At 52.3% G+C, this 16,997-nt stretch carries 13 protein-coding genes; 8 read left to right on the top strand and 5 right to left on the bottom strand.

The window, feature by feature from the left end; translation table 11 throughout:
- Window positions 1–149: 149 nt before the first annotated feature.
- The 6 genes from FOE74_RS20310 (at window position 150) to FOE74_RS20335 (ending at window position 3,775) form a co-directional block, all read left to right on the top strand.
- Window positions 150–881, top strand: a complete 732-nt coding sequence (locus FOE74_RS20310; RefSeq protein ID WP_149100483.1) for a hypothetical protein — start codon at window positions 150–152, stop codon at window positions 879–881.
- Window positions 882–977: 96 nt separating this feature from the next.
- Complete coding sequence (locus FOE74_RS20315) at window positions 978–1,505, top strand: hypothetical protein (RefSeq protein ID WP_149100484.1); 528 nt, start codon at window positions 978–980, stop codon at window positions 1,503–1,505.
- 100 nt (window positions 1,506–1,605) lie between these two features.
- Entirely contained in the window at window positions 1,606–2,064 is a 459-nt protein-coding gene (locus FOE74_RS20320; RefSeq protein ID WP_149100485.1) for a hypothetical protein, read from the top strand.
- 83 nt (window positions 2,065–2,147) lie between these two features.
- Window positions 2,148–2,570 carry a hypothetical protein gene (locus tag FOE74_RS20325; protein WP_149100486.1) on the top strand — a complete coding sequence of 141 codons (423 nt, stop codon included), beginning with the start codon at window positions 2,148–2,150 and terminating at the stop codon, window positions 2,568–2,570.
- A 136-nt stretch (window positions 2,571–2,706) separates the two neighbouring features.
- Window positions 2,707–3,078: a VOC family protein gene (locus tag FOE74_RS20330; RefSeq protein WP_149100487.1), complete on the top strand. Its 372-nt coding sequence runs from the start codon at window positions 2,707–2,709 to the stop codon at window positions 3,076–3,078.
- 58 nt (window positions 3,079–3,136) lie between these two features.
- Window positions 3,137–3,775: a class I SAM-dependent methyltransferase gene (locus tag FOE74_RS20335; protein ID WP_149100488.1), complete on the top strand. Its 639-nt coding sequence runs from the start codon at window positions 3,137–3,139 to the stop codon at window positions 3,773–3,775.
- Window positions 3,776–4,077: 302 nt separating this feature from the next.
- Here FOE74_RS20335 and FOE74_RS20340 read toward each other — a convergent pair whose 3' ends face one another.
- The 5 genes from FOE74_RS20340 to FOE74_RS20360 all read right to left on the bottom strand — a co-directional run bounded on the left by FOE74_RS20340 (window position 4,078) and on the right by FOE74_RS20360 (window position 12,825).
- Window positions 4,078–5,103, bottom strand: a complete 1,026-nt coding sequence (locus FOE74_RS20340; protein ID WP_149100489.1) for a UDP-glucose--hexose-1-phosphate uridylyltransferase — start codon at window positions 5,101–5,103, stop codon at window positions 4,078–4,080.
- A 38-nt stretch (window positions 5,104–5,141) separates the two neighbouring features.
- Window positions 5,142–6,344 (bottom strand): galactokinase, encoded by a 1,203-nt coding sequence (locus FOE74_RS20345; RefSeq protein ID WP_225840910.1) that lies wholly within the window; start codon window positions 6,342–6,344, stop codon window positions 5,142–5,144.
- 62 nt (window positions 6,345–6,406) lie between these two features.
- A complete protein-coding gene (locus FOE74_RS20350) occupies window positions 6,407–8,044 on the bottom strand; it encodes a sodium/sugar symporter (protein ID WP_149100490.1) in 1,638 nt (545 codons plus the stop codon).
- Window positions 8,045–8,169: 125 nt separating this feature from the next.
- Window positions 8,170–9,204 (bottom strand): LacI family DNA-binding transcriptional regulator, encoded by a 1,035-nt coding sequence (locus FOE74_RS20355; RefSeq protein ID WP_149100491.1) that lies wholly within the window; start codon window positions 9,202–9,204, stop codon window positions 8,170–8,172.
- A 471-nt stretch (window positions 9,205–9,675) separates the two neighbouring features.
- Complete coding sequence (locus FOE74_RS20360; RefSeq protein WP_149100492.1) at window positions 9,676–12,825, bottom strand: glycoside hydrolase family 2 TIM barrel-domain containing protein; 3,150 nt, start codon at window positions 12,823–12,825, stop codon at window positions 9,676–9,678.
- Window positions 12,826–13,320: 495 nt separating this feature from the next.
- On the opposite strand from FOE74_RS20360, the gene FOE74_RS20365 reads away from it, so the two are divergent.
- Both FOE74_RS20365 and FOE74_RS20370 read left to right on the top strand, forming a co-directional pair.
- Window positions 13,321–14,760 (top strand): arylsulfatase, encoded by a 1,440-nt coding sequence (locus FOE74_RS20365; protein WP_225840911.1) that lies wholly within the window; start codon window positions 13,321–13,323, stop codon window positions 14,758–14,760.
- Between the two features lie 578 nt (window positions 14,761–15,338).
- Window positions 15,339–16,955, top strand: a complete 1,617-nt coding sequence (locus tag FOE74_RS20370; protein ID WP_225840912.1) for a family 43 glycosylhydrolase — start codon at window positions 15,339–15,341, stop codon at window positions 16,953–16,955.
- The last annotated feature ends 42 nt before the right edge of the window (window positions 16,956–16,997 follow it).

Below are 16,997 nucleotides of genomic sequence, written 5' to 3' on the forward strand. Positions count from 1 at the left end.
GCAGGAGTTCAGCCCTGTTGAGCTGACTGCCTATCAGAAAAAGTACAGGCAGGCGAAGATAATATACCTAGAGCGGAGGCTCTTTGAACTGAAAAAGGAAGCCGCTTAGGGGAGTTATATAGAAGTTATGTGGCATTAAAAAAATAAAATTGAGACTGTATTCTATTCTTGGTCTTTCCTTTCTAACCACTATTTGTTTTGGACAAACAAAACAGAGCGGACTGATTTTACCTCTTTCAACGGACAGTCCAGAAATATGCTGTATCTACGCACCAAAAGACGGATTTACGGTCTACAGCAACCCGAATGGAGACAAAATTGGAAAGCTGACAAGGAAAGTAAAGGAAAACACGGGAGACCAGGCACCTTACAGGATTTACCTTCTCCTCAACTCTGACAAAGCCGCAAAAAAATTAGACCTTTCATTTTTTGAGCAAATTGATTCAGAGGTTTGGGCAATTAAGTATTTTGAGAGAAGAGACGGATTCATACGGGTTTTAGACAAATCGGACAATTACTGGATTAGTGAAAAGGAGATTGTCGCTAATAAATTCAAGGTAACAGAGTGGCAGAAGTATTTATCGGCCAATGCTGGGCAGGTACTAGGTTTTTACGCCAATGACCCTGGACTTAACCTGAGGGACGCGCCTTCTGTCAATGGGAAAGTCCTGAAAAAACTAAAAGGCGACCTGTTTGAGATTACCCCGACTACACAAAGTAAGGGTTTATGGGTCAAGGTCAAAGTGAAAAAATTCAAGGAGCACCCATGCACAAGCGACTTGGGCGAGAAAGAAATAATTGATTATGAACTGGAGGGCTGGGTTAAAATAGTAGATGACAACGGGGAGCCTAATGTATGGTATTACGCCCGTGGTTGTTAAATGAAAAAATAACGCCACATAACATTGTATAAAAATCATGCTTCGGCCGACGGCTTTGCACGCTTTTTATACTAACAATTATGCGTAATAAGATTTATGAAAAATCAGTTTTTAATTATTGTACTTATTTTCTTAAGCTTTGCTGTTAAAGCTCAAAAAAAGGAACTCACAATAAGTTTTGAGCCATCCTTTGCCAAGCATAGTATCTTGACAATTACAGAACTTGGTAAACATTCGACCATTATACTCCAGACTTTAGAGAAAGATGGCTCAATTTTAAAGCAAGAAAAAAAGTCGGTGGATAAAGAAGAAATGAAAACATTGTCGGGCTTTCTATCTAGCTACGAATTTAAGTTTAAAGGAAGCATCGATACATTAGGGACTTATGAAACTGTTAGGAATGGCAAAAAAGTAACAGCTCATAGAATATCATTTGGAAACGATGGAATAACGGTAAAAGGAAAGTGGCAAAATGATTCTACCACTAACGACTTTTCATTTTGGTCTCCTCAAGCTGGTACTAATAATCATGATTTGATAACCCGTCTTTTTGTATTGATGGATTCCAAGTTTAAAAGAAATTACACAAAACAATATTTGCAGAGTCTCAAGAAATACTTTTAAAGAATTACTCCGCCCAACATTGTATAAACATCATGCGTCGGCCGACGGCTTCGCACGTTGTTTACACGAGTCCGTTGAGGTACAACTTATATAAAATCAAATGTCAGAAGAGGAAGAGCTAGTTCGTAAGCTATTTGACGAATTGATAAAGCATTTAATTGTGCTATCGTTACCTGCCGACTACCAGAAAGAATATATTGGAGGAGGGGACACTGGAGACGAACTTGCCCTTGATTTTGAGAATTATTACATTCTTCAAAAGGAACAATACCTGAAGTATGGCTTAATTAACCATGAGCAAGAATCTCAACTTGATTCCATTGAGGCTTTCTTCGACGAACGCTCTGGGCAAGAACATCTAGATTTCTGGGAAGGCGTCAAAACTCACAGCGACTGGATAAAAGTGAGGGAATGGGCAAAAGAATGCCTAGAGGCTCTTGGGAAGCAAGACTATGGAATAAACGTCAGGTATGAGTATGAGAAAAACTACTTCGACGGACAGGAGCAATGGCTCATGCACTCAACGGAAACAGTACTTATAAAGAAAAGCAGCAGCTAATCACATGTAAACGCCAGCAGCGGCCAACGGCCTCGTCACCGTTTACACAAGTACGATAGCCGAAATTCATAGAAATAAAATAAATGTGTTATTCTGTATACATAGGAACAACAGAGAAGCAAGAAGTAGGCAAATTCGTGCCAAATGAAACGGATATATACTTTGAGGAGCTATCAGAAGAGGAAGAAAAAGGTATTCGGCCAAAGTTTAAGAACCCATTCCTCTATTATATCGGTTCAGATACAAATTGCTCATGTGGATTGGTATTCGACTCGGATGAATTCGATAATCCAGATGAGCAGGACAACAAAAAGTCACCGACTAAGCTACTGGAATTCATAAATGAGCGGACCGACAAGGAAGATTTAGAATTCTACTGTTGCTGGGACGGACAATGGAATGACCCGATAAAAAATAAAATAGAACTGGACATCAGGACAATATCGCTTGACAAGAACTACATTGGCCCTGTTTTAAAGCAATTCATAATATTCAAGAAAAAGTAAAAAGGACAATTGCCAACAACGTGAAAACGCCAGCCTTCGGCCGACAGTCCCACCCGCCGTTTATACTAGAACGTTACCTTTAATTAATACATGTATTTCTAGCCTACATAAGTACACCAAATAAAAATCAGACCATATGAAATTAGGGGCATTTTCAGTAAGCCTTAGTGTAAAGGACATTAACGCTTCCAAGGAGTTTTATGAAAACCTGGGTTTTACCGCCTTCGCGGGAGACATCAAGCGAAACTACCTCATCATGAAAAATGGGAACGCCCTTATCGGCTTGTTTCAGGGAATGTTTGAAGGCAATATGCTATCGTTCAATCCAGGTTGGGACGAAAACGGCCAGAACCTGGAGGAGTTTGATGACATCAGGGAAATTCAAAAGCAGCTTAAAAACAAAGGCCTGTCGTTGACCACTGAAGCGGACGAAAATACTTCCGGTCCGGCCAGCCTCATGTTAACCGACCCAGACGGAAATGTTATTCTGCTGGACCAGCATAGGTAAGGCAGCTTGCAAGAAGGAACTGCCAAAAGTTATCTGCTGCTACCACGACTAGAGCGAAATGGGCAAGTACAAAGAGACCTTTGAAACCTGGAATAAGGTGGCTTCAGCCTATCAAGCCAAATTCATGGACCTGGCCTTGTATGATGACACGTATGATCTCTTTTGCGAAGCCATCACCCATGACCAGGCAAGAATAGTAGATGTGGGTTGTGGGCCCGGCAACATCACCAGGTACCTTTTGTCTAAAGATCCCACCTTCCAGGTACTCGGAATAGATGTAGCGCCCAACATGATCCAGCTCGCGCAAAGCAACAACCCTACAGCGAGTTTCAAAGTGATGGATGGCAGGCGGCTGGCTGAGCTTGATTCAACCTATCATGGCATCATCTGTGGATTCTGTTTGCCATATCTATCTCCAGCAGATGCTGCCAAACTATTGGCAGATGCTTCCAATTTGCTTTTAGAGGATGGGGTACTGTATCTGAGTTTTGTGGAAGGCGATCCCAGTAAATCGGGGTTTCAGGTGGGAAGTAGCGGCGACAGGGTCTATTTCTATTACCATGCTCTGGCTGACCTGAAGACTCTACTGGGAAAGAACCAGTTTAGCGTGCTTCACATAGTGCGCAAAGATTACTTGAAAACGAAAAGCAGCAAAGAAATACATACCATAGTAATAGCAAAGAAAACGGCTGCCTAATCCCGCTTAGACAGCGGCCCACTTTGCACTATTAGTCAGTATCCCGTTTACAAATTGCCGCAACTGCTGCTCAAGCGTTTTTCCGCTGTTTTTAGAGAACTAAAGCTAAAAGAAGTTGCTCTGGTTTTAGCCGATAAAGGTTTGGCCGGGCGGAAGACCTGGGCAGGCCCATGAGGCAGAGGGAGAAGAAAAAACCGGCCTCAGAGCAGAAGATGTTCTGGGGCCGGTTTCTTAATGACAGTAAATTAACCAAACGGTGTTTAGTGGCTGTTTTGCCAAAAACTGCCGCTAAATCGCCAACGTTACAGCAAGCCTCTGAGGCGCTCAGCGGCGCTCTCGGGAGTGATGTCCCGTTGCGGATCGCCCAGGAGCTCGTAGCCTACCATGAACTTCTTCACCGTGGCGGAGCGCAGCAGGGGCGGGTAGAAGTGCATGTGCAGGTGCCAGCCCGGGTAGTCCTTTCCGTCGGTGGGGCTTTGGTGGATACCCGCGGAATACGGGAACGAGGTATCAAAAAGCTTGTCATACACCGAGGAGAGCCGTTTCATGATGTCCGCATAAGCGTCTTTCTCTTCGTCAGTGATCTGGCCCAAGTGCCCGAAGTGCCGGCGGGGGATAATAATGGTCTCAAACGGCCACACCGCCCAGAACGGGATCAAGGCCACAAAGTGCTCGTTCTCCACTACCAGACGAGTTTTCTCTTCCAGTTCTATGGCCAGGTAATCAGAGAGCAGGCTGCGGCCGTTCTGCTGGAAATAGGCTTCCTGCTGCTCGGTTTCCTTGGCGGGCTCACCGGGTACCGAGCTTTGGGCCCAGATCTGGCCGTGGGGGTGCGGATTGCTGCTGCCCATCACGCTGCCTTTGTTCTCAAAGATTTGCACGTAGCTGATGTAGTCCAGGGCGCCCAGTTCCAGATACTGCTCCTGCCACAGGTCTACCACTTTCCTGATCTCAGAGGTCTCCATGTCAGAGAGGGTGAGGTCATGGCGCGGCGAGAAGCAGATCACCTTGCAGATGCCGCGCTCGCTCTGGGCCTGCAACAAGCCTTGTTTGGTAAATGAACCGGCGGGGCTCTCGGCCTGCAACGCCGCAAAGTCGTTCACGAACACGAAGGTAGACGGGTAGTCTGGGTTTGTCTCGCCGTTGGCGCGCACGTTGGTGGGGCAGAGGTAGCAGCCAGGGTCATATTCAGGGCGGGTGTCTTTCTCTGTAGTCTCCTGCTGTCCCTGCCAGGGGCGCTTGGAACGGTGCGGCGACACCAGCACCCACTCGCCCAGCAAAGGGTTGAAGCGGCGGTGCGAGTGTTCGGTGATATCAAATGTACTCATAGTTTTCTGAGGTAAGGGTGGTGAGAATGGGGCTGGGTTTAAGCCTTCTTTTTAGAGAAGTCAATAGGAACCAGACGGGTGCCGTCCACAATCTCTGCCACGTATGTCTTGAGGGTGATGTTGAATTGCTGTTGGTAGGCCTGGGTCATCTGGCGGGTGAATTCTTCCAACTGGGCTAGTTTCACCAGGTTGATGGTGCAGCCGCCAAACCCGCCGCCCATCATACGGGCGCCCAGCACGGCATCAGACTTCTTGGCCAAATCAGCCAGGAAATCCAGTTCTGGGCAACTTACCTCGTAGTCATGCTGCAGGCCCTGGTGCGAGGCGAACATCTTCTGCCCAAACGCCGTCATATCACCGCGTTCCAGGTCTTGGCAGGCTTCCTCTACGCGCAGGTTCTCCTGCACCACGTAGGTGCAGCGGCGGTACACCACCGGGTCAAACTCCGCCTGGTGCTGCGCCAGCATATCTAAGGTGGCATCCCGCAGGCTGTGTACCTCGGGGTAATGTTTCTGCAGCAGCGCTACGCCGGTCTCGCACTCCTGCCGGCGGGTGTTGTACTCAGAAGAGGCCAGGGAATGCTTTACCTGTGTGTCACAGAGCACAATGCGGTAGTCGGCCATGTCAAACGGGTAGTACTGGTACTCCAGAGAGCGGCAGTCCAGTTTTACCACGTGGTTGCGTTTGCCGTACATGCTGGCGAACTGGTCCATGATGCCGCACATCACCAAAGCATACTCGTGCTCGGCCTTCTGGGCCATCTTCACCAGCGTGAATTTCTCAATGTTGTAGGCGAACAGGTAGTCCAGGCCATAGGCCAACCCGCATTCCACGGCCGCCGAAGAGGAAAGCCCGGCCCCAATGGGAATATTGCCGCCAAATACTACGTCAAAGCCTTTTACTTGGTGGCCTGCCTTCTGCAGCTGCGCCACCACGCCCAGCAGGTAATTGGCCCAGCCAATCTGAGAACGCTGCACGTTCTCCAGGCTGAAGTCAGCGCTTTCCTCCAGGTCATAGGCGTGGGCGCGCATGGTTTGGGTTCCGTTGGGCGCAATGGCGAAATAGATCTCTTTGTTGATGGCCGCCGGCAGCACGAAGCCCTCGTTATAATCGGTGTGCTCGCCAATGAGGTTTACCCGGCCCGGGGACCGGACCACAATGGGCTCACTTCTGTACAGTTGCTTGAATTTAGATACAATGTCTTCTACCATGGTTGATGGGGTGTTAAGGGCTAAAGGCATAGCACTGTAGAAATGCTATGCCTTTAGGGTAAACGTAAACAAGTTTCTTTTGATGGGTACTTCTACCAGAAGGCGATATAAAGGGCCGCCAGAATACCGCAGATAATGATGGAACCCACGGCAAACCCGGTGGTCGTCTTGAACATGGTAGAGTCGATCTCCAGCCCTTTGGGGTTGTGCTTGCTCTTAGGATCCAGCAGGGTGATGATCACCATCAAAAGCACGCAGACCACGAACACGATGCCCATCCGGTCCAGGAACGGAATCTCAGGGAACATGAACTTGAGGAACGTAGAAAGCGGAATGGTCAGGACGGCGGCGGTCAAGGCTGCGGGAGAGGTGGTACGCTTCCAGAAGAAGCCCAGCACGAAGATAGCGAACACACCTGGCGAGATAAAGCCGGTGTATTCCTGGATGTACTGGAACGCCTGGTCCAGGTTACGCAACACCGGGGCTACCAACACGGCAATGATAAAGGAAACCACCACGGTTAACTTTCCAAATGCTACCAATCTGGTCTCAGAGGCGTTCTTGTTGAAGTACTTGCGGTAAATATCAAGGGTGAAGATAGTGGAGATACTGTTGGCTTTACCGGCCAGAGAGGCCACAATGGCAGCCGTAAGGGCCGCGAAGGAAAGGCCCTTCAGACCGCTGGGCAGCAGGTTCAGTAGAACCGGGTAGGCATGGTCTGGTTTCACGTGGCCCAGTTCGTTGGCCATCTCGGCCTGGAACATGCCGTTCTTGTGCAGAACGTACGCCGCAATACCGGGCAATACCACAATGATAGGCATCATCAGTTTCAGGAAAGCGGCAAACAAAAGACCGGTACGGGCCGTCTTCAAGTCGGCGCCCAGGGCCCGCTGCGTGATGTACTGGTTACAGCCCCAGTAGTTCAGGTTCACAATCCACATCCCGCCAATCAGCACAGAAAGGCCGGGTAAGTCCATGTACGCGTCACGGGTACCGCCTTCGCCGTTGGGGATCATGATCTCGCCCTCAGAAAGGATCATGGAGAAGTGGTCACCGGCCTGTTGGCGCAAGTGCACCAGTCCGTCCCAGGCGCCGGAGCCGCCCAATTGCTGCGAAACCAGGTCCAGGGCCAGATACGTGGTAGCCAAGCCCCCCAACACCAATACAAACACCTGAATCACGTCTGTGTAGCCAATCACCTTCATACCGCCCAGGGTGATGAAAATGGCGAAGATGGCGCAACCGTACATGCAGTAATAGAAGTCAATGCCTGTGATGGTCTGGATGGCCAGCGCCCCCAGGTACAGGATAGAGGAAAGGTTCACAAACACGTACACCAGAAGCCAGAAAGCCGCCATGATCGTACTCACCGCGTCATTGTAGCGGTGCGACAGGAACTGCGGCATGGTGTAGATCTTGTTCTTGAGGTAAATAGGAATGAAGAACACGGCTACCACAATCAGCGTGGCCGCCGCCATCCATTCATAAGTAGAGATGGCCAGTCCCATGGCAAAGCCCGAGCCGGACATGCCTATGAACTGCTCGGCCGAGATGTTGGAGGCGATCAAGGAAGCCCCAATAGCCCACCAGGTAAGGGAACCCTCCGCCAGGAAGTACTCTTTGGAATCCATTTTCTTGGTTTCCCGCTGCCGGTAAATCCAATACCCGTACCCCGACACGATGAAGAAGTAGGTGAGGAAGACAATGTAGTCAATGGTTGTTAGGCCCATAGTAGAGGTGTTTCAGTTTGTTAGTTAGGTTAGAGTAAGTGCAAATTAGCGTAAGTGCAAAAGGTGAAGTTATCTTTTTTGGTGAGTATTTTATCTATTTTGAAGGCAGGTAGCCGCTAAATTTTTTAATCAATGGTTTCCTGCCTCTTAAGCGAAGATTGCCGCACCACCAGGGTCGGCTCCAGCACGATCTTCTGCGGAGGGCCGGTCGGGTTGCTTTCCTCCTGCCGCAGGTTCATGAAGATGGTAGCGGCTTCCTGTCCCATCAGCGCGGTCTGCTGGTCAATGGTGGTGAGGCTGGGGGTGATGTAGGCACTGAAAGCCTCGTTGGCAAACCCTACCAAGCCAATCTGGCCGGGTTGGGACCAGGGAGACTCCTTTATAACTTGTAAAGCGCCCAAAGCCGAGAAATCCTCTACCGCGAAAATGGCATCTGGTGGGTGGGCCAGGCGGAGCAGGTGCTGGGTGCAGGCCCGGCCGCTGTCAATGGACAGTTTGCCGTAGGTGATCAGGTCGCCGTCTACCTGGTGGCCGTACGCTTTCAAGGCATCTACGTAGCCGCGCAGCCGTTCATGGAAGATGCGGATGTGCTGAGGCCCCGAGATGTGCGCGATACGTTTGTAGCCTTGCTGAATCAGGTGTTCCGTGGCCATGAAGGCTCCTTTGTAGTCGTCTATCACCACGGCCGGCACTTCCAGCTCATCAATGGAACGGTCAAACAGAACCAGGGGAATGTTCCGGTGCTTGACTTCCAGAAAGTGGTCGTATTTAATGGTTTCCTTGGAAATAGAAGCAATAATGCCGTCTACGTTTGACTGCAGCAGCGTTTGCACACCCTGTACCTCGTCTTCATACTGTTCATTGGTCTGGAACAGCAGCACGTTGTAGCCCTGGTTTTTGATCACCTGCTCAATGCCGTGGATCACCGAACCGAAGAAGCTGATCTGCACGCTGGGCACAATCACGCCCACCACAAACGTCTTGCCTGACCGCAATGAAGAGGCCGTGCGGTTCTGGCGGTAATTCAGCCTCTGGGCCGCCTTCCGGATGCTTTCCTTGGTAGCAGTACTGATGGAAGGGTGGTCATTGAGCGCGCGCGATACCGTAGCCGCAGATGTCTTCAGCTCCCTGGCAATGTCATGGATGGTGGTTCTGCTCATGCTACGTAATCGATTACGTAAATATATAAAAATATAAATCCCAATTCCTATCGTGTTTCCGAGGAAGTGAATTATGAAAATCACAAATTTCAGCCATAGATCACCTAGTTGCTTGGGACGGCTAGCATGAAAGCAGGGTTTTGGCGGCGATTTCTCAAAATCAGTTTCTAAACAGTTCTGGTCTTCTTGATTCTGCCTCCACTGGCGCAATATGTAATCGATTACGTAAAAAGAGCGATTTGCAGGTCTTATGATGAGGTAGCCGGGTGAAAAGTATGTGTTTATCTAAAAGAAAGCCCAGCAGCAGACAGTTGGTGGGTAGAGGATGAAGCGGAAGTACTTATGTGCAGAGGTATGCTTAAGTAACTGCCTGTTTCAGGCCTGCTTTTGAGGGAACGGCACAAAAAGGCCGAGGTAGGTCTTCTACCTCGGCCTTTGAATAAATTAGAATAAGGAAAGTGCTGGAGGGTGTTACCGCAACGGCTTGATCCAGTAGCTGTATTGGTGGGCTTTGTAGGGCAGGCGGTACTCTTCTAAAGGCTGGCTGCCCCAGCTGTCAATGCCCTGCATGCCCGTTTGCTGCAAATCAATGTGCAGGTAGGTGCGGTCGCGCTTCACCAGCTCGCCGGAGTGGTACTGTTTCTTTTCCTGCTCCGGGTCTAAGTCATCTAAACTATAGGGCACCGCCGAGAAGTTGAGCAGGCTATCCGCGAACTCTATTCTGAGGCCATCGCCTTTCTTGTTTGTGAACGTTGCCCAGCGCACGTCAGATTTGTTCCCGCTTTCCTGCGGACGGGCGTACGGGAAATACTGCTCATTCAGGTGCTGCTGGTACTGGCCCACAAAGGAGGCAGTCTTTCTGTCCCAGTAGTTCTCCCAGGGGCCGCGGCCGTACCACTGGATGTTGTCCAGCGCTTTGTCTATCTGCAGGTCGTTGCCCACGCGCAAGAGCAGCTTGTGGTTGCCTTTGATAGGCTTGATCTGGTTGTCTACCTTCACGGTGCCGTCTGGGTGCACGGTGAACACCTGCTGGGTGAGGGCATCTCCGTTTACCAGCTCTTTTTCAAAAGTGACCTGGTATCCCTGTGGGGTTTTGCTGTGCGTGGCCTTCACCAGTTTGCCGCCGTCATAGGCGTTGCGCCACATGCGCATAGACTGGTTGAACCGGGCCCCAATGTCATTGTCAGTAGGCGCGCGCCAGAAAGAAGGGGACGGTCCTTGCAGCAGCAGAGGCTGGCCCTTTAATACGTAGCTGCTCAGGGTGCCGGTGGTTTGGTCAAAGGTGATGGTAAAGTCTTTTCCGGTCAGTACCACCTTGCCGTCTTTCTCAGCTACCTGCAGGTTGCCTTTGCCCGCCGTGGCGGTGAAAGGAGCAATGGTTGGGCTCAGGGAGAACTGCTCCGCGGCCTGCTCGTAGCCTTTGTCTAAGAAGGGCTCTGCCTGTTTCAGGCGGTAGCGCACGTTCAGGAAATACTCATGGCCTGGTTTCTGGCTTCTTTTGATAGGCAGCGCCAGGGTCATGCTCTGCTGCGGGGCTGCCTTTAATTCCTGCACCACGCCCTTCTCCACCACCTTGCCGTTCTCCACCAGTTCCCAGTGCAGCTGGAAATTACCCAGGTCTCGGAAGAAGTAGCCGTTCCTTACCTCCAGTTGGTGGTTTCCGGTGTGTTTGGTCTTGATGTGCTGGTAGACTTTCTTCACCTCAATGGCCATGGGGGTCAATTGCCGGTGGGCCGTGACCACGCCTTTCACGCTGAAGTTGTTGTCACTGATGTTCTCGTCTACCGGTCCGCTCAAGGGGAAGTCTCCGCCGTAGGCCATGATGCGCTTGCCGTTTTTCACGGTGTCAATGGCCTGGTCTATCCATTCCCAGATAAAGCCTCCCTGCAGGTTGGGCTGCGACTCAATCACGTCCCAGTACTCCTGGAAGTTGCCCAGGCTGTTGCCCATGATGTGGGCGTATTCACTCATGATGAGCGGGCGGTCTGGGTTGCTCTGGGCGTATTTGACCATCCAGTTAGGGTGGGGGTACTGCGGCACGATCATATCGGTGTTGTAGTCCCACTCGGCCCGTTCATACTGCACCGGGCGGTAATCCTGCTTCTTGAGCCAGTCATAGGCCTCGTAGAAGTTCACGCCGTTGCCGGCCTCGTTGCCCAGGGACCAGGTCACCACCGAGGTGTAGTTCTTGCTACGGGCGTACATGCGGGCAATACGCTCAAAGTGGGCGTTGCGCCATTCTTTCTTGTTGCCCAGGGTGTACTGCAGGTCATAGCCAATGGCGTGCGACTCAATGTTGGCTTCCTCCACCACGTAGAGGCCATACTCATCGCAGAGTTCCATCCAGTACGGGTGCGGCGGGTAATGGGAGTGCCGGACGGCGTTCACGTTCAGCTTCTTCATCATCTCCATGTCTTTGCGCATGTCTTCGCGGCTGAGGGTGTGGCCTTTGGTGGCGTTGTGCTCGTGGCGGTTCACGCCCTTCAGGAAAACGCGCTTGCCGTTCACCAGGAAGTTCTTGTCTTTGATCTCTACTGACCGGAACCCGAGCCGTTGGGGCACCACCTGCACTACCTGGCCTTTCTTGTCTTTCAGGGTGATGTACAGGGTGTAGAGGTAGGGCAGCTCCGCAGACCAGGTCTTCACGTTAGGCACGGTCTTGCTGAAGGTCACGTCCGTCTTGTAGTTACCCAACACGCGGCCCTGGGCCTTGTCGGTGAAGACAGATTTGCCCGCGGCGTCTACCAACTCAATTTCCACGGCGAAGGTGTCTGCTTTGCTGTGCAGGGTCTTCTGGTCTATCTTGTAGTTGTTGATCTCAGTGGTCAGATTAAAAACACCGTGAGTGTAGGTGGGGTCAAGGGTGGCCACCGCTTTGAAGTCCCGGATGTCCAGCTTGGGTGTGGCGTAGAGGTACACGTCCCGCTCAATGCCGGAGATGCGCCACATGTCCTGCGACTCCAGATAGCTGGCATCGCTCCAGCGGTACACCTGCAGGGCCACCAGGTTTTCGCCGGGTTTCACGTACGGGGTGATGTCAAACTCCGCGGCCAGCTTGCTGTCTTCGCTGTAGCCTACTTTCTCGCCGTTTACCCAGATATAGAACGCTGATTTCACCGCCCCCAGGTGGATGAACACCTGACGGCCGTTCCAGCTTTGCGGCAGGGTGAATTTCTTGCGGTAAGAGCCTACCGGGTTGTTGTCTTCCGGTATGTCATGCGGAGGGTTCAGCTTACCGGCCCGTTTGGCATGGCCGGCAAATTCCGTGGGTTGGTTTACATAGATGGGCAGGCCATACCCGTTCACCTCCCAGTTGGCAGGCACCTGGAAGTTATCCCAGCCAGTGTCATTGAAGCCGGTCTTGTAGAAGTCAGTAGGGCGTTTCCTGGGGTCTTGCACCCAGTTGAATTTCCAGGTTCCGTTGAGGGTGAGGAAGTAGTCTGACTTTTCTTTTTGGCGTTGCTCGGCCAGTTTCCGGTTTTCAAAGGCGAACGAGGCCGCCCGCATGGGCATTCGATTCAAAGAGACAATCTCAGGGGTGACTACCTCTGGAGGCAATTGTTGGGCATATGCGCCACTAAGCCAGGAGAGGGCAAAAAAGAGGGTGAGAAATTTACGCATGGGGTAAGGGGTGAGATAAAGAGTGTTTGTTAGAAAGCAGGGAGCGCCTGCCGTGGGTGTATGGGCGTGAAATAGAATGAACGTGCATAACCAGAGGCTCGCCCCTGTGGTAACTTATAGAAAGACTCTCATTGACTCCTTTTCGCTAGCCGTTGGGTTCCTTGCCTAAGGCTTAAGAACTTACCAGGTAAAAGGCCTGATGAATCTTTTTGATTTAAGCGAGTAAGTTTATAATATTTTTATTTAATTGCCTAAACTTTTAAAAAAAAGGAGAAAATGTAGTGCATTTCTTTTTTACTATAAGTAAATAGCTCTAAGCAGCAAAGCGCTGCCATTGGGTTTGGAGTAGTATTGGCAGTAGATGGATTTCTGTTTTGCCCCTGTTTCACAGAAAACGCCGGTAAAACACAGTTTCCAACTCTGGCCACCTGCTTTTCTGACTATGGGTAAATTGCCTGCTGCCCTTTCCTTGTCTTACCGCCTATTCTTTCATATATGCGCACCTTTCACCTCCAAATGCCCCAGCTCTGCCTCGCCCTGTTTCTGTTTTGCGGGTCATTTTTAGGAAACGGGACCCAAACCCTGGCCCAGGGCAAGAAGAGCTCCTACGTCAAGCCGAACATCATTTTCATCTTAGCCGATGACATGGGGTATGGCGACCTGGGCAGCTACGGCCAAACCAAGATCAAGACCCCTCACCTGGACCAACTGGCCGCGGGCGGAAGGCGCTACACCCAGTTCTATGCCGGTTCCACGGTGTGCGCTCCTTCGCGGGCGGCACTTATGACGGGGCAGCACACCGGGCACACCTACATCAGGGGCAATGGCGAAGTACCCCTGCCCCCCACGGAAGCATCGCTCCCCATACTCCTCCAGAAAAGCGGCTACCGCACGGGCATGGTGGGCAAATGGGGCTTAGGCCTCAAAGGAACAACGGGCGCCCCTGAGAAGCAGGGCTGGGATTTCTTCACCGGGCACCTGCACCACCTGGAAGGCCATTTCCAGCAGGCAGACTCGCTGTGGACGCTGCGCGAGGGGAAATCCCAGAGAATAGCGGTGGCCAAAGACGTCTACCTGAATGAACTGTTCACCCAGGAGGCCCTGCGGTTTGTGGACGACCAGCAAAAGAGCCCGTTTTTCCTGTACGTTTCCTACACCTTGCCCCATGCTGAGTTGCGCGTGCCGGACCGGTACCTGCAGCCGTACCTCACCGCTGAAGGCCAAAGCGTGTTCGCGCCAGAGAAAGCCCACCCTGCGGGCCAGCACTACCGGGCGCAGCCCTTCCCCAAGGCCGCCTACGCCGCCATGGTCACCAGCATTGACGACTACGTGGGGCAAATCCTGCGGAAGCTAGAGGAGCGCGGCCTCACAGAGAACACCCTGGTCATCTTCACCAGTGATAACGGAACCCACGTGGAAGGAGGAAGAAAGATGGAAGATGCTATGCAGGTATTCCAGAGCAGCGGCCTGTTGCGCGGGGTGAAGCGGGACCTGTACGAAGGAGGCATCCGGGTGCCGTTCCTGGTTTCCTGGAAGGGGCACGTAAAACCCGGAACCACCAGTACCTATCTAGGCGCCTTCTGGGACATCTTGCCCACCTTCGCTGCCCTGGCGGGTGCCCCCACGCCGGCCGGAATAGACGGACTGTCGTTCCTGCCAGACCTGTTGGGCAAGAAAATGAAAAAGCAGCACGAGGTGCTGTACTGGGAGTTCGGTGAAGGCGGCTTCAAGCAGGCCGTCAGGAAGGGCGACTGGAAGGCCATCCGGTTCTACAAAGACGGCCGCCCCACCCGCACCGAACTGTACCGCCTGGACAAAGACCTGGGTGAGAAACAGGATCTGGCAGCCAGCAATGTCCAGAAAGTAAAGGAAATGGAAGCGCTCATGGACCAGCAGCACACCACGCCCCAGAACAGCCTGTTCCAGATCAAGTAAATCGCAGGCAGAAGTCTGACCCTTTGTTTCCGGGCCATTTTTGAGAATAGCCCGGGAAACGGAAAATACCCAGCGGCCCGCCAGGAGAACCCAAAGAGACGGGTTTCCTGGCGGGCCGCTTTGGTTTCTGCGAACCAGCGACTATGCTTCCTGGCTTGGTTTTCTGGTAAAACAGCTCCGGGCCTCAGCTACAAGAAGGGCGTTTCCCGCCTGTTTTCTAGATCCAGGAAGAAAAGAGATAGGCGGGGTTAGTTACCTTTTTCATCTACCGGAATGAAGCCCTTCTCTAAGCGCTTTCCTGCTTTTATTTGATAAGCCCCATCAGCATGGTAAAACCTCCTCTTTGGCCCATCTCTGCTTGCTTCTTTAACTTATCTTGAGGGTGAAGTGAGTCACTAAAGCAATTCAAAATTAGGAAAGCTAGAGCTCCTCTAGTGGTAAATTATTGGCGACTTGATAAACAAAGTCTGCATAAAACCCTATTTTTAAAAAGTAAACCTGGAACGGATTCAAAGATGGTACTAGGTTATGGTACAGCACAAGCTGCCGGTAAACCTTCAGGAAAACAGACACGCCAGATGAATGGAACTATGAACCGGATCTCCTTTTTCCTGCTGGTCTGTTCGCTGGCCTTCTCCTGCCAGGTAGACCGGGGCACCATTTCTCAGACAACTTCCGGCACTCCCGCCGCCACTACTACCCAGGCCGTCACCTTCCGAAACCCCGTCATGCCCGGCGACTACGCAGACCCTTCTGTGGTGCGCGTGGGCAAAGACTACTGGGCCACGGCCACCTCTTCTGAGTGGGCGCCCCTGTTCCCCATTCTGCACTCCACCAACCTGGTAGACTGGGAAACGGTGGGCCATGTGTTCCCCGATAAATCGCCCGGTTGGGCCGAGGCGCACTTCTGGGCACCGGAGATCTCCTATGACAACGGCAAGTACTATATCTACTACACCGCCAAAAAGAAAGGCGGCAACCTGTGCGTAGGCGTGGCCAGCGCCACCAAAGCCACCGGTCCCTACACCGACCATGGCCCCCTGGTGTGCCAGGAAGTGGGTTCTATTGACGGTTTCCCCATCAGGGATGAAAAAGGCGAGCTGTACCTCATCTGGAAAGAAGATGGCAACAGCGTAGGCAAGCCCACCCCGCTCTGGGGCCAGCGCATGAACGAGGGAAGAACCGCCCTCACCGGCGAGAAGTTTGAGCTCTTCCGGAATGAGAAGGGTACCTGGGAAGGCGGCCTGGTGGAAGGCCCGGCCCTGGTGAAGCGCAACGGCTACTACTACCTCTTTTACGCCGGCGATGCCTGCTGCGGCCGCGCCTGCACCTATGGCGTAGGCGTAGCCCGGGCCAAAGACCTGCGGGGGCCCTGGGAGAAGGACCCTAAAAACCCCATCATGAAGAAAAACGAGACCTGGGCCTGTCCGGGCCACGGCACTGTGGTCACCGATGAGAAAGGCCGCGACTTTTTCCTCTACCACGCCTACAGCGCCAATGCTACGGTATACCCGGGCCGGCAGGGGCTGCTGGACGAGGTCATCTGGGGAACCGACGGGTGGCCCACCTTCCAGGGGAATGCCCCTTCCGTGACGGCGCTGGCTCCTTACCGTACCAACGCCAAAGACGAACTGGACATCCGGGATGAATTCACTACGCGCCAACTGGCTCCTACCTGGCAGTGGTTTGTGGAGCAGCAGCCAAAATATACCCTGCAATCGGGGCAGGGCGGGCGTTTGGTCTTGCAGGCCTCGCCAGAGAAGGTGGGAACGGTCTTGGGCAAACGCACCGTAGAGGCGGACTATACCGCTACGGCTGCCCTGCACCAGCGGCAGCTGGGCAGTGGGGTGGCGGCCGGCCTGGCCGCGATAGGAGATCCCAGGAATGCGGTGGGGGTTTGGGTGCAGAACCAGGAGATTTCCCTCTGGTCGGTGAAAGACGGCAAGGAAACAGTACACGCCAAAGTAGCGGCCCCGCCAGCTGACCTGCTTTACTTCAAACTCACTACTACCAAAGGCGACCAACTGCGCTTCGCCTGGAGCACAGACGGGTCCACCTGGACGCCCCTCCAGGAGGGAAACCCCATCAACGGGGATTTTCTGCCCCCCTGGGACCGGGGTGTGCGGGTAGGGCTTCTTGCCAAAGGCCCACAGGGGGCCACCGCGGCGTATGAGTGGTTCCGGCTGGAGCACTAAAATGTAGGCGGTACCCACCATTTTTCTGCAGAAATAACCAGC

Origin of the sequence: Rufibacter glacialis (assembly GCF_008271745.1) — a bacterium.
In the GTDB taxonomy this organism is placed as follows: domain Bacteria; phylum Bacteroidota; class Bacteroidia; order Cytophagales; family Hymenobacteraceae; genus Nibribacter; species Nibribacter glacialis.